At 69.7% G+C, this 20530-nt stretch carries 24 protein-coding genes; 13 read left to right on the plus strand and 11 right to left on the minus strand.

What is annotated here, in order from left to right; translation table 11 throughout:
• Window positions 1–30 precede the first annotated feature (30 nt).
• Genes AC1RSI_RS12905 through hisC form a run of 5 tightly spaced genes read left to right on the plus strand, consistent with a single transcriptional unit; the run spans window position 31 to window position 6301 of the window.
• Window positions 31–2901 carry an ATP-dependent DNA helicase gene (locus AC1RSI_RS12905; protein ID WP_492322682.1) on the plus strand — a complete coding sequence of 957 codons (2871 nt, stop codon included), beginning with the start codon at window positions 31–33 and terminating at the stop codon, window positions 2899–2901.
• A gap of 1 nt (window position 2902) precedes the next feature.
• Window positions 2903–3376 carry a Cys-tRNA(Pro) deacylase gene (gene ybaK / locus AC1RSI_RS12910; protein WP_154727043.1) on the plus strand — a complete coding sequence of 158 codons (474 nt, stop codon included), beginning with the start codon at window positions 2903–2905 and terminating at the stop codon, window positions 3374–3376.
• A gap of 56 nt (window positions 3377–3432) precedes the next feature.
• Window positions 3433–4485, plus strand: a complete 1053-nt coding sequence (locus AC1RSI_RS12915; RefSeq protein ID WP_291756637.1) for a DUF2125 domain-containing protein — start codon at window positions 3433–3435, stop codon at window positions 4483–4485.
• Entirely contained in the window at window positions 4485–5171 is a 687-nt protein-coding gene (locus AC1RSI_RS12920; RefSeq protein WP_154726829.1) for a hypothetical protein, read from the plus strand. The genes AC1RSI_RS12915 and AC1RSI_RS12920 overlap by 1 nt, the downstream gene beginning before the upstream one ends.
• Window positions 5172–5203: 32 nt before the next feature.
• Window positions 5204–6301, plus strand: coding sequence for a histidinol-phosphate transaminase (gene hisC / locus AC1RSI_RS12925; protein WP_154726828.1), 1098 nt, complete (start codon window positions 5204–5206; stop codon window positions 6299–6301).
• A 45-nt stretch (window positions 6302–6346) separates the two neighbouring features.
• On the opposite strand, the gene AC1RSI_RS12930 is transcribed toward hisC, so the two are convergent.
• Genes AC1RSI_RS12930 through AC1RSI_RS12950 form a run of 5 tightly spaced genes read right to left on the minus strand, consistent with a single transcriptional unit; the run spans window position 6347 to window position 10131 of the window.
• Window positions 6347–7132 (minus strand): MipA/OmpV family protein, encoded by a 786-nt coding sequence (locus AC1RSI_RS12930; protein ID WP_154726827.1) that lies wholly within the window; start codon window positions 7130–7132, stop codon window positions 6347–6349.
• A gap of 25 nt (window positions 7133–7157) precedes the next feature.
• A complete protein-coding gene (locus AC1RSI_RS12935; RefSeq protein WP_154726826.1) occupies window positions 7158–7889 on the minus strand; it encodes a lysophospholipid acyltransferase family protein in 732 nt (243 codons plus the stop codon).
• Window positions 7890–8516: a YdcF family protein gene (locus tag AC1RSI_RS12940; protein ID WP_154726825.1), complete on the minus strand. Its 627-nt coding sequence runs from the start codon at window positions 8514–8516 to the stop codon at window positions 7890–7892. It abuts the gene before it with no gap.
• Window positions 8517–8518: 2 nt separating this feature from the next.
• The gene (locus tag AC1RSI_RS12945) at window positions 8519–9415 is read right to left on the minus strand and encodes a cell division protein FtsX (RefSeq protein WP_008258898.1); all 897 of its coding nucleotides are present in this window, start codon (window positions 9413–9415) and stop codon (window positions 8519–8521) included.
• The gene (locus AC1RSI_RS12950) at window positions 9412–10131 is read right to left on the minus strand and encodes a cell division ATP-binding protein FtsE (RefSeq protein WP_154726824.1); all 720 of its coding nucleotides are present in this window, start codon (window positions 10129–10131) and stop codon (window positions 9412–9414) included. Before AC1RSI_RS12950 ends, AC1RSI_RS12945 begins: the two co-directional genes overlap by 4 nt.
• Window positions 10132–10203: 72 nt before the next feature.
• On the opposite strand from AC1RSI_RS12950, the gene AC1RSI_RS12955 reads away from it, so the two are divergent.
• Together AC1RSI_RS12955 and AC1RSI_RS12960 are read left to right on the plus strand one after the other, a co-directional pair.
• Entirely contained in the window at window positions 10204–11226 is a 1023-nt protein-coding gene (locus AC1RSI_RS12955; protein ID WP_154726823.1) for an MJ0042-type zinc finger domain-containing protein, read from the plus strand.
• Window positions 11219–11752, plus strand: coding sequence for a phosphoribosyltransferase (locus AC1RSI_RS12960; RefSeq protein ID WP_154726822.1), 534 nt, complete (start codon window positions 11219–11221; stop codon window positions 11750–11752). The genes AC1RSI_RS12955 and AC1RSI_RS12960 overlap by 8 nt, the downstream gene beginning before the upstream one ends.
• Before the next feature lie 5 nt (window positions 11753–11757).
• Here the strand turns inward: AC1RSI_RS12960 and AC1RSI_RS12965 are convergent, their stop codons facing one another.
• Entirely contained in the window at window positions 11758–13092 is a 1335-nt protein-coding gene (locus tag AC1RSI_RS12965) for an SAM-dependent methyltransferase (RefSeq protein ID WP_291751112.1), read from the minus strand.
• Between the two features lie 209 nt (window positions 13093–13301).
• On the opposite strand from AC1RSI_RS12965, the gene rplU reads away from it, so the two are divergent.
• The 3 genes from rplU (at window position 13302) to AC1RSI_RS12980 (ending at window position 14945) form a co-directional block, all read left to right on the plus strand.
• Window positions 13302–13856, plus strand: a complete 555-nt coding sequence (gene rplU / locus AC1RSI_RS12970) for a 50S ribosomal protein L21 (RefSeq protein ID WP_008260603.1) — start codon at window positions 13302–13304, stop codon at window positions 13854–13856.
• A gap of 100 nt (window positions 13857–13956) precedes the next feature.
• Complete coding sequence (gene rpmA, locus AC1RSI_RS12975; protein ID WP_035309791.1) at window positions 13957–14244, plus strand: 50S ribosomal protein L27; 288 nt, start codon at window positions 13957–13959, stop codon at window positions 14242–14244.
• 167 nt (window positions 14245–14411) lie between these two features.
• Window positions 14412–14945: a GNAT family N-acetyltransferase gene (locus AC1RSI_RS12980; protein WP_035309793.1), complete on the plus strand. Its 534-nt coding sequence runs from the start codon at window positions 14412–14414 to the stop codon at window positions 14943–14945.
• Between the two features lie 19 nt (window positions 14946–14964).
• Here AC1RSI_RS12980 and AC1RSI_RS12985 read toward each other — a convergent pair whose 3' ends face one another.
• From AC1RSI_RS12985 to AC1RSI_RS12995, 3 genes are all read right to left on the minus strand, one after another.
• The gene (locus tag AC1RSI_RS12985) at window positions 14965–15159 is read right to left on the minus strand and encodes a hypothetical protein (RefSeq protein ID WP_035309794.1); all 195 of its coding nucleotides are present in this window, start codon (window positions 15157–15159) and stop codon (window positions 14965–14967) included.
• Window positions 15160–15288: 129 nt separating this feature from the next.
• Complete coding sequence (locus AC1RSI_RS12990) at window positions 15289–15813, minus strand: BA14K family protein (protein ID WP_154726820.1); 525 nt, start codon at window positions 15811–15813, stop codon at window positions 15289–15291.
• Window positions 15814–15915: 102 nt separating this feature from the next.
• Entirely contained in the window at window positions 15916–16437 is a 522-nt protein-coding gene (locus AC1RSI_RS12995; protein ID WP_008260054.1) for a hypothetical protein, read from the minus strand.
• A gap of 216 nt (window positions 16438–16653) precedes the next feature.
• On the opposite strand from AC1RSI_RS12995, the gene AC1RSI_RS13000 reads away from it, so the two are divergent.
• Together AC1RSI_RS13000 and bamJ are read left to right on the plus strand one after the other, a co-directional pair.
• Window positions 16654–17856, plus strand: coding sequence for a threonine ammonia-lyase (locus tag AC1RSI_RS13000; protein ID WP_035310878.1), 1203 nt, complete (start codon window positions 16654–16656; stop codon window positions 17854–17856).
• Window positions 17837–18352, plus strand: coding sequence for a BamJ family beta-barrel-assembly machinery protein (gene bamJ, locus AC1RSI_RS13005; protein ID WP_008262311.1), 516 nt, complete (start codon window positions 17837–17839; stop codon window positions 18350–18352). The genes AC1RSI_RS13000 and bamJ overlap by 20 nt, the downstream gene beginning before the upstream one ends.
• A gap of 34 nt (window positions 18353–18386) precedes the next feature.
• On the opposite strand, the gene queG is transcribed toward bamJ, so the two are convergent.
• Window positions 18387–19502: a tRNA epoxyqueuosine(34) reductase QueG gene (gene queG / locus AC1RSI_RS13010; protein WP_008261519.1), complete on the minus strand. Its 1116-nt coding sequence runs from the start codon at window positions 19500–19502 to the stop codon at window positions 18387–18389.
• A gap of 56 nt (window positions 19503–19558) precedes the next feature.
• Window positions 19559–20092: a DUF2239 family protein gene (locus AC1RSI_RS13015; RefSeq protein WP_008260572.1), complete on the minus strand. Its 534-nt coding sequence runs from the start codon at window positions 20090–20092 to the stop codon at window positions 19559–19561.
• Between the two features lie 58 nt (window positions 20093–20150).
• Here AC1RSI_RS13015 and AC1RSI_RS13020 point away from each other — a divergent pair, with 58 nt between their 5' ends.
• The gene (locus AC1RSI_RS13020) at window positions 20151–20486 is read left to right on the plus strand and encodes a GIY-YIG nuclease family protein (RefSeq protein ID WP_035310876.1); all 336 of its coding nucleotides are present in this window, start codon (window positions 20151–20153) and stop codon (window positions 20484–20486) included.
• Window positions 20487–20530 lie beyond the last annotated feature (44 nt).

The raw sequence follows: 20530 nt of genomic DNA on the forward strand, positions 1-20530 counted from the left end.
TTTCAGCCCCGACGTCGCTATCTATCGGCTGTGTCCGACGAATCCGTCATCGCTGAATCCCGCCTGACCGGCGCCGAACCCTGGCTCGACCTGCCGCCGGCGCTCGCCACCCCGCCGGGGGCGGGGGCGGTTTGCGACGAGGCGGGGGCGCGCAAGATCGGGCGGGGGGCGGCCGAGGGGTTGTTCACCGGCGGCGCCGTGCTGGTGGCCCATGCGTCGCTGACCGCGCGACGGCTGGGGCTGACGCCGCCGCCGCGGTCGGGCGAACTGATGGATGTGCTGGAGCTGTACGCCTTCGTGCGGCCGGCGCGATTCTGCGCCCCTTCGCCGACGGGCCTGGCCCTGTCGCTGGGTCTGGCGGAGCCGAAGTCGCCCGAGGCGCAGGCGGCGGTGTTGCGCGAGGCGGCGGCCGTGCTGTTGCGTGAACTGGCGGCCCCCGCCTATCCGGAACGCGAGGCCGCCTATGTCCTGGCCCTGACCCTGCAACGCGCCGGCTGGGCCTGGGGCGAGCGCGTGGTTCAGGCGCTGGAGGCGGGCGGGGTGCGCGCGCGCCAGCATCGCGGGTCCGGCCTGGACGTCTGGACCCGTCTGACGGAGTGGGAGGACGAGGCCGCGCGCGGCGAGGCGGGGTCGGCCCCGGTCGATAGCGAGAGCGCGCGGATCCGGCTGGCGAAACTGCTTCAGGCCTCGGGTCTGGACGAGACGCGGCCGACCCAGTCGGACTACGCCGCCGAGGCCGCCTTCGCCTTTTCGCCGCGCAACGAGGAGGGCCGCCCCCGCATGCTGCTGGCCGAGGCGGGCACAGGCACGGGCAAGACCCTGGGCTATCTGGCGCCCGCTTCCCTGTGGGCTGAACGGAACCAGGGAGCGGCGTGGATCTCGACCTACACCCGCGCCCTGCAACGCCAGATCGACCGCGAGAGCCATGCCCTGTGGCCCGACCCGGAAGAGCGCAAGAAGAAGGCGGCGATCCGCAAGGGGCGCGAGAACTATCTGTGCGTCCTGAACCTGCAGGACATGGTCCAGGCGGCCCAGCTGGGGAACGGCGACCTGGTCGGCCTGGCGCTGGCGGGACGCTGGGCCGTGCATACGCGCGACGGGGACATGACGGGCGGCGACTTTCCCGGCTGGCTGCCGGGCCTGTTCGCCATGCCCGCCGCCCATGCGGCGGGGGCGGCCAATCTGGTGGACCGGCGCGGCGAATGCGTCCACGCCGCCTGCCCCCACTATCGCAGCTGTTTCGTCGAAAAGACCATCCGCGCCAGCCGCCGCGCGGACCTGGTCATCGCCAACCACGCCCTGGTCCTGACCCAGGCGGCGTTCGACGGCGCGCGCTCGGCCCGGGGCCAGAAGCAGGACGGCGAGACGGCCGCCCTGAAACGCATCGTCTTCGACGAGGGCCACCATCTGTTCGACGCCGCCGACAGCGCCTTTTCCGCCTGTCTGTCGGGACAGGAGGCGGCCGAGCTGCGCCGCTGGATCTGCGGTCCTGAGGGGCGAGGTCGGCGCGGGCGCGGGCTGGAGCAGCGGCTGGGCGACATGGTCGGCGACAACGAGGCGGCGCTGAAGGCCTTGCAGGACGCCATCCGCGCCTCGGCCGCCTTGCCGGGCGAGGGCGTGTCGGGCCGCGTCGCCCCGGCCTCGGGCGAGGTCAATCCGATCGGGCCGATCGAGGCCTTCCTGGCGGCTGCTCTGGATCAGTTGCGCGCCCGCACAGCCGAGACCAACACCTATGGCGGCCCAGAGTTCGGCATGGAGTGCGCGCTGAAGCCGGTGACCGATCCCGTGGCCGAGACCGCCCGCGCGGCGGCCCAGGCCCTGGCCGCGCTCGAGGCGCCCCTGCTGGCCCTGTCGCGGCATCTGGAGGACATCCTCGACGACGAGGCGGCGGAGCTGGACGGGTCGCAGCGGTCGCGGATCGAAGGGGCGTTGCGCGGCCTGGACCGGCGCGCGCGCATGACCCTGCCCGGCTGGCGCTCGATGCTGGCGGCGCTGGAGGACGGCGGGGATCAGCCTGATCCGGACTTCGTCGACTGGCTGTCGGCCGAGACCGCCTTCGGGCGCATCCATGACGTGGCCCTGCGCCGTCACTGGATCGACCCGACCGTGCCGCTGGAAGCCGCCGTGATCGTGCCGGCGCACGGGGTGCTGGTGACCTCGGCCACCCTGTCCGATCCCTTGCAGGAAGACCCGTTCGACCTCGCGCGTCTGCGCACCGGCTCGGCCCGGCTGATCGAGCCGCCGCGCACCCTGAAGGTCGAGAGCCCCTTCGACTATGCGTCCAACAGCCGGGTCATCGTCGTCAACGACCTGATCAAGGACGATCCGCGCCAGACGGCGGCGGCGATGCGCGAACTGTTCCTGGCCGCCGGGGGCGGAGGGCTGGGCCTGTTCACCGCCATCCGCCGGTTGAAGGCGGTCTATGAACGGCTCGGCCCGGATCTGGCGAAGGCCGGCGTGCCCCTGTACGCCCAGCACGTCGATCCGCTGGAGGTCGGGGCCCTGGTCGACATGTTCCGGGTCGAGGAGGACTCGTGCCTCCTGGGCACGGACGCCGTGCGCGACGGGGTGGATGTGCCGGGGCGGTCGCTGCGGGTTCTGGCCTTCGACCGCGTGCCCTGGCCCCGCCCGGACCTGCTGCACAAGGCGCGGCGCGAACGGCTGGGCGGCCAGTTCTCGCAAGGGAGAGGCTATGACGACGCCCTGGCCCGCGCCCGGATCGCCCAGGCCTTCGGGCGGCTGATCCGGCGCGGCGACGACAAGGGGGTCTTCTTGATGCTGGACGCGGCCACCCCCACCCGCCTGTTCGCCAGCCTGCCGCCGGGCACGGAGGTCCAGCGCATGGGTCTGGCTGACGCTGTGGCGCTGACCCGCGGTTTCCTGAACTCCGAGATGACCTGAAATGTCGAAGACCACGCCCGCGACCGTCGCCCTGACCAAGGCCGGGGTCGCCTTCGAACTGTTTGCCTATGACTATGATCCCGATGCGCCGCGCGTGGGGCTTCAGGCGGCTCAGGCTGTGGGAAAAGCCCCGGAACAGGTGTTCAAGACCCTGATGACCCTGGTCGACGGCGCGCCTGCCTGCGTCATCGCGCCGTCCGACTGCGAGATCAGCATGAAGAAGCTGGCGGCGGCCATCGGCGGCAAGTCGGCGCAGATGATGAAGCCCGCCGATGCGGAACGGTTGACCGGCTACAAGGTCGGCGGCGTCAGTCCCTTTGGGCAGCGCAAGACCGTACCGACGGTGATGGACGAGACGGCCGTTCTGTTTGATCAGATCCTGATCAACGGCGGCCAGCGCGGGCTGTTGCTGGGGGTGGCGCCCGAAGCGGCGGCCCGGGCGGCGGGGGCCAGGCTGGTCGACATCAAGGCCTGAACGCCTTGGGCGGTCGTCCTTCCTTGGGCTATAGCCGTCTCGACCCCGGAGTTTGAATGACCGACGCACCGACCCAGCGACCCAGCCGTGCGGGCCTCTACGCCCCCTTCATCATCGTGCTGATCGCCCTGGCCGCCTGGACCGGCTGGTGGTTCTATCTGACGCGCCAGATCGACGCCGGGCTGGAGGCCCAGTCGGCCGCCCTGCGCCAACAGGGCTGGGACGTGCGCTACGCCGACAAGCGGATCGTCGGCTGGCCCTTCCGCGCCAATGTGAAACTGACCCATGTGACGATCGCCGCCCCGTCCGGTCACGCCATATCCGCGCCGGAGCTGAACGCCGAGGCCAACGCCTATCAGCCGACCAAATGGGTCGTGGTCGCGCCCGAAGGCCTGGTCCTGACCCGGGCCGGCAAGGGCAAGGTCGCCATCAACGGCGACGCCATCCGCATGAGCGCCAGCGGCATCGACCAGCGCTGGCCCAATCTGGCGCTGGAACTGGTCAATCCGATCTTCACTGTCCATCCTGACGGCGAGCCCTTCCCCATCGCCCGGGCCGCACGGATCGAATTCTATTCGCGGCCCCATCTGGAAGGCGCGACCGCCCCGAGCGACGCCATCGACGTGATGTTCCGGCTGGTGGACGGCCAGGGACGCCGCGACGGACCGGTCGAGGGCTTCGCCCAGGACGGCCAACTGACCACCCAGCTGGAGGCCACCGTCGGCCGGGCCGACCTGCTGAAGGTCGGGGATGCGGCGGGGGTGTTTTCCCAATGGACCCAGGGCGGCGGGACCTTCCGCAATCTGCGCGGCGATCTGCAAGCCGGCGACAGTCGCGCCACTCTGAGCAGCGACGTGCTGCGGGCCGATGCGGACGGGCGCCTGGTCGGCCAGGTGGCCCTGCAATCGCAAAAACCCTTGCCGGCCCTGTCGGGCCTGTTGGAGTCGCGCCAGGGGGCGGTGAACCGGGGCGGGGCGGCTGGAGCCGCCGCTGCTGCGGGGGCGGCGGATGCGGCGGGGCGTGAGGATGTGGCCCTGACCCTGGTGTTCCGCGACGGTCGGACCTGGCTGGGACCCTTCCCCCTGGCCCCGGCGCCCAAGCTGTTCTGATGGGGCTGCTGGAAGCGGCTTCGCCGGACGAGGACCTGCTGGGGTTGGACCAGGCGGTGGCGGCGGCGGTGCGCGCCCGTGTCGCCGCCGGGATGGCGGACCGGTTCGACGCCTCGGTCATCGTCCTGCGCGGCCTGCTGGCGGACGCCGGTCCGGCCGAAGCCGCCGCGCTCAAGGCGGTCTGGGGACGGATCGAGGTGGCGGCCGGGCCGGCGCTGACGGCGAGCGGCGGCATGGCCCAGATCCTGGCGGCTGACCGCTACGGCCTGGGCGTCCGGCCCCTGTCGGCCGACGCGGCGCTGAAGGCGGTCGAGGGCGGCGGGCGCGCCCTGATCGATCTGTCGTCCGATCGGCCCTGGTGGGGGCGCCTGCTGGCCCGGCCGGACCTGAGGATCGTCGCCGCCCTGCCGGACGACCGTGGCGCCCGGCCCCAGGCGGTCCTTGTGTCGAAGGCCGTCTCGGGCCCGACGGGCGACGACCGCAGCTTCTGGGTCACTGACAGCGGCTTGTCCGACGCCAGGATCGTCGAGGTCCTGGGCGAGGCCGGACTGGCCGCCGAACCCCTGGCGGCGGCGGGCGGCTTGAAGCTGTTCCTATTGGCAGGCTATGTGCAGGCCGAGGACGGACGGCTGAGCGCGGCCCCCGGCCGCCTGACCGGCGTCATCGGCGCCGCGCCCGTCTTCTGACTTCCCCTCATCTTCCGAGTTCAAGGCTTCCCATGACCGACGCGCCCCAAGGACCCCAGGCAAAGCCCGGCATCCTCGACATCGCCCCCTATGTCGGCGGCAAGTCGTCCATCGCCGGTGTCGCCGAGCCGATGAAGCTGTCTTCCAACGAGAACATGCTGGGGGCCGGGGGAAAGGCGCGCGCGGCCTATGAAGCCGCCATCAAGAACATCCACATCTATCCGGACGGCCGGGCGACCAAGCTGCGCGATGCGGTGGCGGAGAAGCATGGGCTGGAGCCCGAGCGGCTGATCTTCGGCAATGGCTCGGACGAGGTCTTCGCCTTGCTGAACCAGACCTATCTGACGGCGGGCGACAATATCGTCTGCGGCCAGTACGGCTTCCTGGCCTATCGGATCAGCGCCCTGGGCTGCGAGGCCCAGGTCAAGCTGGCGCCGGAGCCCAACTTCAAGGCCGAGGTCGACGCCTTGCTGGCCCAGGTCGATGAGCGGACGAAGATCGTCTATGTCTCCAATCCCTCGAACCCGACCGGCAGCTACAACACCGGCGAGGAGATCCGCCGCCTGCACGCGGCCCTTCCGGCTCATGTGATCCTGGTGGTCGATGAAGCCTATGCCGAATATGTGACCGAGGCCGACTGGGAGACCGCCTTCCCGCTGGCCAAGGACGCGGCCAACATCGTCGTGACGCGCACCTTCTCCAAGATCCACGGCCTCGGCGGTTTGCGCATCGGCTTCGGCTATGCGCCGCTGAAGGTGGCCGAAGCCATCGACCGCATCCGCCTTCCGTTCAACGTCTCCGTGCCGGGGCTGGAGGCGGCGACCGCCGCTCTGTTCGACGAGGCGCACCAGACGGCGTCGCGTGAGCTGGTGTCGAACTGGAAGCCGCGCCTGACCCAGGCTCTGCGCGGGTTTGGCCTTGAGGTCCTGCCCAGCGCCGGAAACTTCGTGCTGGTCGTGTTCGACGGGGCTGAACGGGCCGCCGCCGCCAATGAGTATCTGAACACACGTGGCATCATCGTGCGGCCGGTCGGCGGCTATGGTCTGCCCCAGGCCCTGCGCATCACCATCGGCACGGAAGACCAGAACCGGGCCGTGATCGACGCCTTGAGCGAGTTCGCGGCCACCTGATCCGCGAGAGCGCGGCGACCGCCGGGGGCGGTCGCCGGCTTTTCCTCAGCCGCCGAAACGACGGGCGAAGAAGACGCCCGTGCGGAGGGTGTCGTCTTCCTGCGACAGGGGGCTGTCGGCCACGTCGCCCAGGCGGCGTTCATAGTTGACCAGGGCGCCGGCGCCCCATTTGTCGTTGATCGGGACCAGCAGGAACAGGCTGGCGCCCGCGCCTTGCAGACCGCTGCCCGGCGAATAGGCGTCGATGCCGTTGCGGGCGGCCTCGGCGGCGCTGACGCCGTAATAGGCGTCGGCCAGCTTGGCGTCGCCGCCACGCGCATAGACCGAGACATTCATCAGGCCGATCGGCGTCACGCGCTGGTGGCCGACCGAGGCGTAGTATTCCGTGCCCTCGCTGACGTCCGTCACGTCGCGGCTGACCCGGCCGCCGACCACGATATTGCCGGGCAGGCGTTTGAAGGCGTAGGCGGCCACGTCGGCGCCGAAGTCGGGACGATCCAGGTCCAGACCCTCGATGTCTTCGGGCGAGAAGCGCGGACGCAGTTGCAGGCCGGCGCGGAAGTCGTCGGTCTTGATCGCGTTCCAGCCCAGACCGTCGATGGCGCTCAGATAGACGACGTCGCGGTAATTGGCGGAGACCCAGGGCACGACCCGGGTCTCGGAGCCCGTGTCGCCGCCGCTGTCCTTGCTGTAGAGGGCGCCGACGCCGAGATCGACGGTCCAGCCGTCGGGCGCGGGGCGCATCTGCTCATAGGGCTGGGACTGGGCAAGGGCTGAGCCGGCGAAGGCGGTTGCGGCGGCGGCTGTCAGGGCCAGGGTGCGCAAGGACATTTGGAGCTTTCTCGTACGGAATAGGTCAGTCCATACGTTCGAGCTGGGCCTTTGGCTCCAGCAGGGCCGCAGATGCCGTCTCTATGCGACTTTCCAGCAACGCCATCATCGCCCCGCGCTTCAGGCCGGCGGGGATCGGCTCCAGGAATTCGAACACCACCTTGCCCGGATAGCGGCGGAATCCATGGGCCGGCCAGTGGACGCCGGAGTTGGTGGCGACCGGCCAGCAGGGGCCTTCCAGATCCCGGTAGATGGCGGCGACGCCGGGCTTGTAGTCGCCGGGCACGCCGGGATCATTGCGCGTGCCCTCGGGGAAGATGACGATCTGGCGGCCTTCGGACAGGCGTTCGCGCGCCTGGCGGGTCATGTCCTTCAGCGCCTTGGCGTGGCCGGCGCGGTCCACGGCGATCATCTTGGCCTTCCAGGCGAACCAGCCGAAGAAGGGCAGGGGCATCAGCTCCTTCTTCATCACGAAACAGGCGTCGGGCAGGACGGCCAGCAGGGCGACGATGTCCAGCATCCCCTGGTGTTTCGACGCGATCAGGGCGGCGCCCGACGGGGCGTGCTCCAGCCCCCGCACCTCGACCTTGACCCCTGCGATCCAGCGCAGGCCGAACAGGACGATCTTCGCCCACAGTTTGCAGACGCCCTGCACATAACGGTGCGGCGCAAGCAGGATGGGCGACAGGCCGACGGCGACGATCGGCATCGACAGATAGAGCCAGGCGGTGAAGAGCAGGGAACGCAGGGTGTTCACTTAGGCAGGGGCCTTTTCGGCGGAGGGTTCGGACGCGGGGGCGACGCGGCTGAGGCGGCGAATCCCCTCGCGGCCCAGGGCGGCGAGATATTTCATATACTCCAGCGTCATGCGCCGCGCCGTCACCGTCGCGCGCCACCAGTGCCGATTGTCCAGCGACGGGGTCGAGACAGCGTAGGGGGTCAGCTTCACGCCCGGCAGCTGGCCCCGGATCTCCACCAGCGAGCGCGGCATATGATAGTCGGAGGTGACGACGATCAGGTCGTCATAGCCCTTGGACCGGGCCCAAGCCGCGATTTCCTGGGCGTTGCCGACGGTGTCCTCGGCCTCGAAGCCCAGATCGACGCAGCAGTTGAACAGACGGCTGGAGCCCGGCGTCAGCTCACGCAGCTCGCGACGGCGGACCTCGCGGTTGACGCCCGAGATCAGCACGCGCTGACCCTTGCCCTGCTCCAGCAGGCGGATGGCGGCGTTGACCCGTTCGGCCGAGGGGCCGGTCAAGGCCACGATGGCGTCGGCCGGGGCGGGATCCTCGGCGGGCGTCAGTTCGCGCACCCGATGGGCGAAGGCGAACAGGCCGACCAGCCAGATCAGGGCGACAATGCCGACGACGACGAGCAGTCTCATCCCTACCCCCGACCTGAACCCAGAACCTGCATGGCGGCGAATCTGGCCGCGACAAGCGCCACCGTAGCCGCCAGCAGCGGACATGGCGAGAGCAGCAGCAGGTCGCCCCAGGTCACGGGCAGGGCCTGGGTCAGACCGTCCGATCCGCCCAGGAACCGCAGGAAGGCCAGGAGCAGCCCCGCCAGTCCCGCCCCAATGGCCCCGGCCCCGGCTGCGATCAGGGCGAAGCGGCGCTGAAACAGCCAGGCGATGCGGCCGTCGGTCGCGCCGTTCAGGCTCAGGGTCTCGATCACCCCGCGCCCGGCGGCCAGGCCGGCGCGGGTGGCGTAGGCGATGGCGGCGGCGGCGGCGAAGGCCGTGGCCAGGAAGGCGGCGCCGGCCAGGGCGGTGATCAGGGCGGCCGAACGTTCGACCTCGCCGCGCCAAAGGCTGTGGTCGTCGACCGTGGCGTCCAGCCCGGCCTCGGCCAGGGCGCGGCTGAGGCTGACCGCGCTGGCGGGGGCGTTCGGGTTCAGCCGCACCGTGACCAGATGGGGCAGGGGCAGGTCGGGCAGGACGGCGTCGCCCAGCCAGGGCCGCAGCAGATCCTCGGCCGCCTTGCGATCCAGGGCCGCCGCCTCCTCGACCCCGGCGACGCCGGACAGGGTCTCGGCGGCGCGGGCGGCGGCGGTGTCGCCGGTCTCGCCGACGCGGGGGCGGACCTGCACCGTCGCCTCGGACCCGAGCTGACGCGCCCAGCCGTGGGCGGCGCGGTCGGCGGCCGAGGCGGCGACGGCGGCCAGACAGGCCAGGAAGCACAGGACGGCGATGACGGTCATCAGCCAGGGCTCGCCGGCGGCCGCCGGGGGCAGCAGGCCGGGACGTCCCCGTGAAAGCCGGAAGTCGGACAGGCGGATCATGCGGCGGCTCGGGCGGCTTCGGTCAGCCGGCCCTGGTCGAGCCGCAGGACCTGGGCGCCCGAGCGCTCGGCCAGGGCCTGATCATGGCTGGCGATCAGGACGGTGGCGCCCAGCCGGTTCAGCGACTGGAACAGGCGCAGCAGCTTCTCGGCCATGACGGCGTCCACGCTGCCGGTCGGCTCGTCGGCGACGATCAGGCCGGGGCGGGTGATGACGGCGCGGGCGATGGCCAGCCGCTGTTTCTCGCCGCCGGACAGGGCGGGGGGACGGGCGTCCATCCGACGGCCCAGGCCGACCCATTTCAGCATTTCCTCCACATCGGCGGCGTAGTCGGCTTCGTGCCCGCCCGCCAGCCGCAGGGGCAGGGCGGCGTTGTCGAAGGCGGACAGGTGGTCCAGCAGGCGGAAATCCTGGAACACCACCCCCATGCGGCGGCGAAAGGCCGGGATGTCGCGTCGGTCGATGTCCGAGACGTCGGCTCCGAACAGGCGAATGGTCCCCGTGGTCGGCCGATCCACCAGGGTCAGAAGCCGCAGAAGCGAAGACTTTCCGGCGCCGGACGGTCCGGTAAGGAAGTGGAAAGAGCCTCGCGTCAGAATGAGGTTAATGTCTCGCAGCACGTCGGGCGCGTCCGCATAGCCGAAACCCACGCCCGACAGGCGGACGGTCTCGGTCACAGGGGCGGAATCGACGGCGCTGGGTGGCGAGGACGGCATTGAGATTTGTTTCAGGGACAGGGCGCGAAATCGCGCCTTACAGGAGGGGGCGACAGCCTCGCAGTCAGCCACATGATACTGACCTGCCCCGCCTGCGCCACCAGCTATTTCATTCCCGACGACGCCGTGGGCTCGAACGGGCGCAAGGTGCGCTGCAAATCGTGCGGCGAAGTCTGGCGCGCGACCAGCGACGAACCGCTGGAACTGAGCCTCGCGCCCGAACCCCGCGTCATCTCCACGCCCGAGCCGGACGCGGCCTCTGAGCCCGCCAGCCTGGCCGAGACCCCGGCGCCGGAACTGCCCAAGGCCTTCCGCGCCCGCGCCGAACAGCAGCGCCGCCTGCGCCGCGCCGCCACCCACGGCGTGGTGTGGGCGGGCCTGGCCAGCGCCTTTGTCGGCCTGATCGTCTCGGCCTTCCTGTTCCGGATCGAGGTGGTCGAGGCCTTCCCGCGCGCCGCCGCCGCCTATGCCGCAGTCGGGACGCCGGTGAACCCGGTCGGCCTGGACTTCGAGGCGATGACGGCCAAGGAGGTTCCCAATCATCCCGGCATGGTTCTGGTGTCCGGCGCGTTGCGCAATGTGCGTGACGCCGAGATCGTGGCCCCGCCCGTCCGGGTCGCCCTGCTGGACGAGCATGGCGCAGAGGTCGGGTTCAGGATCGTCGCCATCGACGCCGCCCCCGTCCTGCCCGGCAAGGTCCAGGGCTTCGCCGTCCTGATCCCCGATCCCGGCGGTCATGCGGCCGACATCGGGGTCAATTTCGTGACGCCCGACGCGCCTCACGCCAAGCCGGCCGCTGCTCACGCCGCGCCCGCCGAAGCGGCGCCGGCGGCGGATCACGGCGAAGATCATGCTGCGCCTCAGGCGGCTCCTCATGCTGCCCCTGCTCACGAGCCCGATCACGCGCCCGCCGAAACGGGCGGCGGTCATGCGCCGGCGAACGCTCATGCTGAGCTTGCGCCCGCCTCCAACGGCCTGAGATCGGCGGTCGCGCCGGGCGTCGCCGCGCGCAACGCCCAGGCGCCGATCGAGGCCCGCCCGATTCGCGTGGTGGACAACGGGCACGGCGAGGCGGTATCCGCCTCGCATGGCTGATCTCTCCCCCAAGCCGACCGTCCTGCTGGCCGAGGGCGACATCGCCCGCGTCGTGGCGGACCTGGCCGCGCGCATCGCCCCCGTCATCGACGACGACACGGTCGCCGCCGTTCTGCTGACCGGCGGTCTGTGGTTCGCCGCCGACCTGACCCGCGCCCTGTCGCGGCTGGGGCGCAATGTCCGGTTCGACGCCCTGTGGCTGGCCTCCTACGGCGACGACAAGACCAGCCGGGGCAAGATCGACGTCTACGCCCCGTTCCAGCGGCCCATCGCCGGGCGGCGCGTGCTGATCCTGGACGATGTGTTCGACACCGGCCTGTCCCTGGCCGAGGCGGGACGGATCGCGCGCGAGGCCGGGGCCTCGGAGGTCCTGACCTGCGTCTTCGCCCGCAAGCCCTGGCCCGCGCCGCGCGCCCCCGAGCCGGACTTCGTCGGCTGGGAGGCCCCGGACCGTTTCCTGGTGGGCTACGGACTGGACAACGCCGGCGGATTGCGTGGCCTTCCGGACATCTGCGCGCTGGATTAGAGATCTCAGCGATAGAGAGAGGCGCGATCCAGCGGCAAGCCCGACTTACCGGCGCGTCGCTTCTGGGCCACGGTCTGGTAGACGAGAATGGAGCCGCGTTCGAAGCCCTTGGCGCACATGGCGAAGAATATCAGCCACAGGCGGGTGCGTTCCTCTCCAACCATGGCTATGGCCTCGTCCCGGCGGGCCATCAGGCGGCGGGACCATTCGGCGGTGGTGGCCTGGAAATGTTCGCGCAGGTTCTCGACGTCCAGCACCTCGAAACCCAGGCGGCCGAGGTTGGTTACGGTCATGCCGATGGTGTCCATCTCTCCGCCCGGGAAGATGAAGCGGCCGATCGTGCGCGTTGCGGTCGTCTGGGGGGTGATGTTGCCGATATCGCGGCCGCCGCGGCGGACGGAGGCCTGGTGGAAATACAGGCCTCCCGGCTTCAGCAGGCGATGCATCTCCAGGAAGTGACGGTCGTGGTTGGCGAAGCCGACGTGTTCGAACATCTCCACCTGGCTGATGGCGTCGAACCGTCCGGTCATCTCCAGGTCGCGATAATCCTTGAGCTCCAGGGTGATCCGGTCCTGCAGGCCGAGGCGGGCGATCTTGGCGTTGGCGAAGGCGAGCTGTTCCTCGGACAGGGTCACGCCGTGGACCTTGACGCCATAGTGCCGGGCCGCCCAGCACGACAGACCGCCCCAGCCGCAGCCGATGTCGAGCAGGGTTTGGCCGGGCTTGAGACGGAGCTTCCTGCAGATGAGGTCCAGCTTGCGGGTCTGAGCGTCCTCCAGCGACTGGTCCGCGTCGGCGTAACAGGCGCTGGAGTAGACCATCTCCGGGTCCAGGAAGAGGCCGTAGAAGTCGTTGCCGACATCATAGTGGAAGGCGATGAAGTCCTTGTCCGTGCGGGCGGACTTGTCCTGACGCTGGCCGGCCTCGCCGGTGGGGTCATAGGCGGCGTCGCCAACGGAGCGCGCGCGGCCCGCCAACAGGAAGGGGATCAACGCGCGCGCGATCAGCCCCTTGTTGACCCGGCGCGGCAGGTGGACGGCGCGGCCATGGTCCCAGCGATCGGCGGCTTCCAGGGGCGATCCGCCCTCAATGCGCACGTCGCCGGTGGCGTAGAGCTCAAACAGGGTCATCAGGCCGGGCTTCAGCACCAGCCGGCGTACGGCGGAGGGATCGGACAGCACGATGCGGATGTCGTCGCGGGCGCCAGGGCCCAGAGGAAGGACCTCGCCCGTCCAGAGCTGCAACGACAGATCGGTCTGTAGATGTCCCGCGATGTGCGCAACGATCCGACGCGCGGCGGCCGTGCGCGAATCCTGGCCGCCTGTAGCGACGGTGGTCATGTGATCTTGTCCCCGAATTTCATGCAGGCCGCGACCTTACCGAATTGATCGAACGGCGCTAGATGACGGGGTGAAATGCTGCGCCGCTTGAATTTCCGCCGTGTGCAGCGTTGACTCCGAGACGCCCTTCCGTATATGTCGCCGCTCTTCGCCCCCGGGGGTCTCTCCGGAGGGCGTCTTCATTTTTGCGTTTGCGCTGAGGCTTCAACATGTACGCGGTGATCAAGACCGGCGGCAAGCAGTACCGGGTCCAACCGGGCGATACGATTGTCGTCGAAAAGCTCGATGGCGACGCCGGCTCGGAGCTGAAGTTCGACAGCGTCCTGATGCTGGGCGGCGACAAGGGCGTGACCCTGGGCGCTCCCCTGATCGACGGCGCCTTCGTCGGCGCCACCCTGGTCGAAACCCGCAAGGGTGAGAAGATCAAGATCTTCAAGAAGACCCGTCGTCAGGGCTATCGCCGCACCAACGGCCACCGCCAGATGGAATCGGTCCTGCGCATCACCGGCATCGAAGGCGCCGGCGAGATCGCCAAGTGGGACGGCAAGGTCGATCTGACGACCAAGGCCGAGATCAACCTGCGGGCCCGCAACCTGGCTACCCGCGGCGCGACCTCCGCGCTGGGTTCGATCGAGACGGTCGTGACCGACGTGGACGGCGCCGAGGTCAAGGGCGTCGTGGTCGAGAGCTCGGCTCCCGCCAAGAAGGCACCGGCCAAGAAGAAGGCCGCGCCCAAGGCTGAAGCCGCCGGCGACGAAGCCTAAGACATTCACCGGCGCCTCACAGCGCCAGACCAGTTAAAGAGAGACGTCCTCAAGTAGGCCGAAAGGCCGGTAGGACACTCAGGAAAGACGGAGCGGCAAGATGGCTCACAAGAAATCCGGTGGTTCGTCGCGTAACGGTCGCGACTCCGAGTCGAAGCGCCTCGGCGTGAAGAAGTTCGGCGGCGAGCGCGTGCTGGCCGGCAACATCATCGTGCGTCAGCGCGGCACCACCTTCCACCCGGGTGAGAACATCGGCATGGGCCGTGACCACACCCTGTTCGCCCTGACCCACGGCGCGGTGAAATTCACCAAGAAAGCCGGCGGCCGATGCTATGTGTCGGTCCTCGCGGCCAATGACGACGCCGCCCAGGCTATGGCGGCCGAGTAACGCAGTCTGGAACACTCCGGATCGCGTTGCTCCTGAAAGCAGCCGATCCGGACCAGGGAAGATATTCCGCGGGGAGTCTGGATCACCAGGCTCCCCGTTTGCGTTTCCCCGCCTCGTAGCCCGCCCGAGCCCTCCAAGGTGGCGGTCCTTACGAAGAGGCGACTGTCATGTGCGTCATCGAAACCTCCCCCATCGTCGAGACGCGGCGTCTGGTGCTGCGCGCGCCCGCGCCCCAGGACGCGCCGCGCATCGCCGCCCTGGCCAATGATCTGGACATCGCGCGCATGACCAAGCGGATGCCGCATCCGTTCCGGGTCGAGGACGCCGACGACTTCGTGCTTCAGGTCGCCTCGCAGGATCCGGCGCGGGCCAACACCTTCGTCATTGAACATGAGGCGGCCGGCCCCGTCGGGGTCATCGGCCTGTTCGAGAGCGAGGATCGGGTTCCGGAGGCGGGATACTGGATTGGGCGCGACTACTGGGGGCGGGGCTTCGCCACCGAGGCCCTGGACGCCGCCCTGGTCTGGGCCAGCCGCAAGTGGCGGCGACGCGCCCTGGTGGCCGGGCATTTCGCCGACAATCCCGCCTCGGGCCGGGTGCTGGAGAAGTCCGGCTTTCTCTACACGGGCGAGACCCGCCGGGCCTGGAGCCGGGCGCGGCGGGCCGAGATCGAGACGCGGATGATGGTGTGGCTGGCCTGAGCGGCCAGCCCTAGCCCAATCAGCCCGCCAGGCTGGGGCCGAAGACGGCGGCGGCTCCGACCAGGCCGGCGACCAGCATGGCCACGGCCCCGGCGACGAAGGCCGTGGCCGTGCGCGCACGACGGCGCCGTGCGCCGCCGGCGCGGTATTTGCGGATCAGGATCATGGGGCCTCGGGTAAAGGCCTCGGACCCGATGATGTTGTGCTGGGACAAGAAGGCGCTCCCCGACTGTCTCTTGAGCAGGGATCTGTCCGGGGTCGGAGTGGTCAGAAGATGGCGATCCGCGTTACCGGGGTCGCATCTTCGTGAGGCGCGGACGCTTTAGAGGCGTCGCGACCTCTGTCAGCCGCAGAAGACGAGCCGGCCGTCATAGGTGCGATAATAGCCGCTGGCCGGGTCGTAGGAGCGATAGACGCTGCGGCACCAATCCACCCGGCGGGCGTCACGGCCATAGGCCGGGCGATCATAGGCTGAGCCCCCGCCGGGATAGACCAGGTCCGGCCGGCCATAGGCGCCGGGATAGACGCCGGGGCCGCTGGAATAGCTGTAGCCATAGCCGGCGGGGCGATAGCGCCGCGTATGGGCCGGCCGCTGGTCGCGCCAGGCGGCGCCGCAGTCGGTGCGGGCGGCGTCCCAATAGGCGTCGCAGCGATAGTCGCCGGGCCGGTCCGCCTGGCCGTTGAAGTCGTATCGAGCTCCGGAACCATAGGTCTGGTTGCGTCCATAGGGCCGATAGGCGTCCCGACCCGGATAGGCCCCGCCGTCCCGGGGGGGCTCATGGCGGGGCGGGGCGTCGTACCAGGTCTGAGCCACAGCCGGGGCGGTGGACAGGGCCGCGGCGACGGCGGCGATCAGAGCGAGTTTCATGGTCAATCCCCAGTACGGCCGTCCGGGCCGGGCGGATGGGAACGCTTGGATGACGCCTACTGTATCGAACGACGACTTACAGGCCTGTGCTACAGACCGATGTTACATGGCGACATTGACGACGCGGCCGCCCCGGGTGTCAACGCGGCGCATCAGCACCAGGGGGGCTTCGTCGCCTGTCCGGACCGGGACGATCAGGAACCAGCCGCCGTCGGGCAGGCCGCTGAACCGGAAACGGCCGTTTTCGCAGCGCGTGTCCCGGACGAAGCCGCTGTAGTTGGCGTTGGCGTCCGGCACGGTGCGGGCGCGGACCACGGCGGCCGGCACGGCGGCCCGCTCGGTCGAGCCGTACAGGGTGCGGAAGCGGGCGCGGGTATAGGGGGTGTCGGGCGTCAGGCCGGCCGAGGCGACGCAGGCGTAGGCCTTGCCGTCCTGAGTATAGGTGACGCGGCCCTCGATGGCGGCCTGGCCCGGACGTTCCGACCAGGCGAAGTCAGCGGTGTTGAAGGCGGCGGGGCCGCCGACGGGGGCGCCGGTCGGGAAGGTGGTGGGGGCGCAGGCCGACAGGGCGCCGACGGCGAGACCCAGGACCAGGGCGGCGGGGGCGAGGGGGCGGATCGACATGGGGCTTCCTCCGGAAATCCGGACCGCCCTGGGGGGAGGCGGGGCCGGAAATGATCGTGGACCGGTCGCGGGGGTGCGACGATCCACTTATCGCACGAGCGACAACGCGACTTCCACGGTCAAGGTTGCGCCCTCTGGACCGGGAACCGACAAAGCGCGAAAGAAGCGCGAGAAAATTCGTCGGGCGATCACCCGGCGGCAGAGTGGAATCCGATCATGACCGTCACCTTCGCCGATATCCAGGCTGCTCAGGGCCGAATCGCCGGTCAGGTGGACCGCACCCCCACCCGCCATTCCCGCAAGCTGTCGCAGCTGACCGGGGCCGAGGTCTGGGTGAAGTTCGACAATCTGCACTTCACCGGCAGCTTCAAGGAGCGCGGGGCGTTGAACCGGCTGCTGATGCTGACGCCGGAAGAGCGCAAGCGCGGGGTGGTGGCGGCCAGCGCCGGGAACCACGCCCAGGCCCTGGCCTATCATGGCGGACGGCTGGGGGTGCCGGTGACCATCGTGATGCCGGAGGGGACCCCCTTCGCCAAGATCAACGGCACCCGGTCCCACGGGGCCACGGTGGTGATCGAGGGGCTGGACTTCACCGGCTCGACCGAGGCCGCCAAACGGCTGGAGGCGGAGAAGGGCTATGTCTTCGTCTCGGCCTTCGACGACGAGGGGATCGTGGCGGGCCAGGGGGTCTGCGCCATCGAGTTCCTGGAGGACGCGCCGGATCTGGAGGCCCTGCTGATCCCCATCGGCGGGGGCGGGCTGATCGCCGGCTGCGCCATCGCGGCCAAGGCGATGAAACCGGACATCAAGGTGTTCGGGGTCGAGGCGGCGCGCTATCCGTCCTTCACGGCCCGGCGAGCCGGCAAGCCCCCGGTCTGCACCGGCCAGACCATCGCCGAGGGCATCGCCATCAAGGCGGTGGGCGACATCCCCTTCGCCCTGGCGAACCCCTTGGTGGACGAGGTCTTCGTCTGTGAGGAGGCGGACTTCGAACGGGCGGTGGCCTCTTACGTCACCTATGAGAAGACGGTGGCGGAGGGAGCAGGCGCCGGCGGTCTGGCGGCCCTGCTGGCCTATCCCGAGCGGTTCAAGGGGATGAAGGTCGGGCTGGAGCTGTGCGGCGGCAATATCGATGCGCGGATGCTGGCCGTGGTGCTGAATCGCGAGATGGTCCGTGAACGGAGGTTGCTGGTCTACCGCATCCTGGGCGACGACCGGCCGGGCATGTTGTCGGCCATGGCGGCGGTGATCGGGGGCCTGGGCGGCAATATCATCGACGTGGTCCACAATCGTCTGGCGCTGGACGTGCCGGCCAAGGGCGCGGAGTTCGACATCATGGTCGAAACGCGCGATAGCGCCCACGCCGACGAGATCGGCGAGGCCTTGAAGGAACGCGGCTATGAACTTCGGATGGGGTAGGGCGGCCGTCGTCGCCGTTCTGATGCTGGTCGGCTGTGGCCGGTCGGAACCGGTCGATCCGAACGCCGGCAAGGCGGAAGCCGCCGCTTTCATGGAGAAGAACGCCAAGGAAGAAGGGGTCCAGACCCTGGCCAGCGGGCTGCAGTACCGGGTGGTCCAGGCGGGTCCGGCGGGCGGCGTCAGCCCGGACCGTAATGACCTGGTCAAGGTCGATTACGAGGGCAAGCGGGTCGACGACACCGTGTTCGACAGCTCGTTCGCGCGCGGGGCGCCGGCGGTGTTCACGCCCGAGACCGTGGTGCCCGGCTGGACCGAGGCCCTGCAGAAGATGCACGTCGGCGACGAGTGGATCCTGTTCGTGCCGCCGGCGCTGGGCTACGGCGAACAGAGCAGCCCCAAGATCCCGGCGAACTCGGTGCTGATCTTCCGGCTGAAGCTGCTGGACGTGGCCAAGGTTCCGGGCGGCGGATCCGGCGCAGGGACGGCGATGGGGTGATCCCCGTCTTCTGCGCGAGGCCGCTTGCGCAGAATTAGGCGCTCAGGCCATGCCATTCGCGCAGAACCTGGGGGTCGGTCTCTTTCGTCGCCTGACGCAGGACGGCGAAGTCGGCGGGGGCCATCAGACGCGACAGGGCCCAGACGGCGGCGCCGCGCACCAGGGGGGCGGGGTCGCTGAGCAGGGCTTGCGTCGGGGCGATCAGGGTCGGGTCGTTGGAATTGCCGACCGCATAGAGGACGTTCCTCAGGAATCGGTCGCGGCCGATCCGCTTGACCGGGCTCTTGGTGAACAGGGCGCGGAAGGCGGCGTCGTCCAGCGCCAGCAGGTCGGCCAGGCGCGGGCTGTTGAAGGCGGGGCGGGGCGCCAGCCGGATTTCGCGGGCTTCCTGGGCGAACTTGTTCCACGGACAGACGGCCAGACAGTCGTCGCAGCCATAGATGCGCGAGCCGGTCAGGGTGCGGAACTCGACCGGCCAGGGATCGGCGAACTCGATGGTCAGGTAGGACAGGCAGCGCCGGGCGTCGAGCTGGAACGGGGCGGGGAAGGCCTTGGTCGGACAGGCGTCCAGACAGGCGGTGCAACGGCCGCAGTGTTCGGTCTCGGCCGCGTCCGGTTCGATCTCGGCGGCGGTCAGGATCGTGCCCAGGAACAGCCAGTTGCCGTGGGTGCGGCTGAGCAGATTGGTGTGTTTGCCCTGCCAGCCCAGTCCGGCGCGCTGGGCCAGGGGCTTTTCCATCAGGGGGGCGGTGTCGACGAAGACCTTGATGTCGGCGCCGTTGCGGGCCGCGATCTGGCCCGCCAGCTGTTTCAGCCGACCCTTGATAACCTCGTGATAGTCGTCGCCCCGCGCATAGACCGAGATATAGGCGGCGGAACGGTCGGCCAACTGGTCCAGCGGATTGTCGTCGGGGCCGTAGTTCATGCCCAGGACGATGGCGGTTTTCGCCTCGTCCCACATGGCGGTGGGGTGCTGGCGGCGGTCCAGCGTCGTTTCCATCCATTCCATGTCGCCGTGCCGGCCTTCGTCCACGAAATGACGCAGCCGCTCGCCCGCCGGCCAGGCGTCGGCCGCCGAGGCGAAGCGGCAGACATCGAAGCCGAGCTCGGCCGCGCGCTGGCGGATGAAGGTTTTCAGGCGATCGGACACGGGGCGGGGGATAGCATAGTTTTCTCCCTCCCCCGCAGGGGGAGGGAGAGTCGAGTCTATGCGGCCTCGCCGTCTAGCAACTCCAGAATCTGGCCCTGGATGTCCGTGGGCCACGGCGCGATCAGGGCGGCGAGCCGGTCGCGGTCGCCGGCGAACAGGGCGCGGCTGGCCTCTTCGAAATCGGGGGCGTCGCCGGCCATCTCGACCATGAACCCATAGGCGGCCTCGGTGCGGCGACGTCGCGCGTCGCCGTCCGCGCCGGTCTTGCGGGCCTGGTCCACCAGACGACGCAGGACGGCCGAGGCGCCGCCGGGCTGGGCCGCCAGCCAGTCCCAATGGCGAGGTAGAAGCGTGACTTCGCGTGCGGCGACGCCCAGGCGCGGACGGCCGCGCCTGGGAGCCGGAGCTGGTTCTGCCTCGCGGAGGTCCAGGTCGACCGGGCGGCCGGTCGCCAGATCGAACACGCGCAGCGCGGCTTGAGGCGAGGCCGCCAGGGCCTTGCGGAAAGCGGCCACGACAGCGGCGTCCGAGCCTCTGGCGATGCGGTTGGGGCCGTCGAACAGCACCAGATCGCGATCTTCGTCGCTCATGTATTTACCCGGATAAAATTAGCTGTCATGTTTATACCCGGATAAATAAGAGAGCGCCATGACCCAGACAAATCGCAAGACTCTGATCGCCGCATACAAGGAGCGGCCGACCATCGCCGGGGTCTATGCCGTGATCTGCAGCGCGACGGGCCAGGTCTGGGTCGGCAAGAGCCGCCACATCGACACCGAACAGAACGGGCTGTGGTTCGCGCTGCGCCATGGCGGCAGCCCGTACCGGTCATTGCAGGCGGCGTGGAAGGCGCACGCGCCCGAGGATTTCCGCTTCGAGCAGCTGGATCGCTTGCCGGAGGATATCTCGGACCTTCGTCGCAAGGACGAACTGGTCAGCCGGGCGAAGCTGTGGATCGCGCGGTTGGGTGCGGAGGCGTTGTAAGGGCGGCGGTGCGCTTGTGCTCTGCCGGCCCCACCCGGTCGCTG

The organism is Brevundimonas sp. GW821-FHT10E09, from assembly GCF_058809375.1.

Excerpts from the sequence above, each read along its gene's own strand:
- ybaK (WP_154727043.1), top strand. The coding sequence starts at position 2,903 with ATGTCGAAGACCACGCCCGCGACCGTCGCCCTGACCAAGGCCGGGGTC.
- AC1RSI_RS12915 (WP_291756637.1), top strand. The coding sequence starts at position 3,433 with ATGACCGACGCACCGACCCAGCGACCCAGCCGTGCGGGCCTCTACGCC.
- AC1RSI_RS12920 (WP_154726829.1), top strand. The coding sequence starts at position 4,485 with ATGGGGCTGCTGGAAGCGGCTTCGCCGGACGAGGACCTGCTGGGGTTG.
- hisC (WP_154726828.1), top strand. The coding sequence starts at position 5,204 with ATGACCGACGCGCCCCAAGGACCCCAGGCAAAGCCCGGCATCCTCGAC.
- AC1RSI_RS12930 (WP_154726827.1), bottom strand. The coding sequence starts at position 7,132 with ATGTCCTTGCGCACCCTGGCCCTGACAGCCGCCGCCGCAACCGCCTTC.
- AC1RSI_RS12940 (WP_154726825.1), bottom strand. The coding sequence starts at position 8,516 with ATGAGACTGCTCGTCGTCGTCGGCATTGTCGCCCTGATCTGGCTGGTC.
- AC1RSI_RS12945 (WP_008258898.1), bottom strand. The coding sequence starts at position 9,415 with ATGATCCGCCTGTCCGACTTCCGGCTTTCACGGGGACGTCCCGGCCTG.
- AC1RSI_RS12950 (WP_154726824.1), bottom strand. The coding sequence starts at position 10,131 with ATGCCGTCCTCGCCACCCAGCGCCGTCGATTCCGCCCCTGTGACCGAG.
- AC1RSI_RS12955 (WP_154726823.1), top strand. The coding sequence starts at position 10,204 with ATGATACTGACCTGCCCCGCCTGCGCCACCAGCTATTTCATTCCCGAC.
- AC1RSI_RS12960 (WP_154726822.1), top strand. The coding sequence starts at position 11,219 with ATGGCTGATCTCTCCCCCAAGCCGACCGTCCTGCTGGCCGAGGGCGAC.
- AC1RSI_RS12965 (WP_291751112.1), bottom strand. The coding sequence starts at position 13,092 with ATGACCACCGTCGCTACAGGCGGCCAGGATTCGCGCACGGCCGCCGCG.
- rplU (WP_008260603.1), top strand. The coding sequence starts at position 13,302 with ATGTACGCGGTGATCAAGACCGGCGGCAAGCAGTACCGGGTCCAACCG.
- rpmA (WP_035309791.1), top strand. The coding sequence starts at position 13,957 with ATGGCTCACAAGAAATCCGGTGGTTCGTCGCGTAACGGTCGCGACTCC.
- AC1RSI_RS12980 (WP_035309793.1), top strand. The coding sequence starts at position 14,412 with ATGTGCGTCATCGAAACCTCCCCCATCGTCGAGACGCGGCGTCTGGTG.
- AC1RSI_RS12990 (WP_154726820.1), bottom strand. The coding sequence starts at position 15,813 with ATGAAACTCGCTCTGATCGCCGCCGTCGCCGCGGCCCTGTCCACCGCC.
- AC1RSI_RS12995 (WP_008260054.1), bottom strand. The coding sequence starts at position 16,437 with ATGTCGATCCGCCCCCTCGCCCCCGCCGCCCTGGTCCTGGGTCTCGCC.
- AC1RSI_RS13000 (WP_035310878.1), top strand. The coding sequence starts at position 16,654 with ATGACCGTCACCTTCGCCGATATCCAGGCTGCTCAGGGCCGAATCGCC.
- bamJ (WP_008262311.1), top strand. The coding sequence starts at position 17,837 with ATGAACTTCGGATGGGGTAGGGCGGCCGTCGTCGCCGTTCTGATGCTG.
- AC1RSI_RS13015 (WP_008260572.1), bottom strand. The coding sequence starts at position 20,092 with ATGAGCGACGAAGATCGCGATCTGGTGCTGTTCGACGGCCCCAACCGC.
- AC1RSI_RS13020 (WP_035310876.1), top strand. The coding sequence starts at position 20,151 with ATGACCCAGACAAATCGCAAGACTCTGATCGCCGCATACAAGGAGCGG.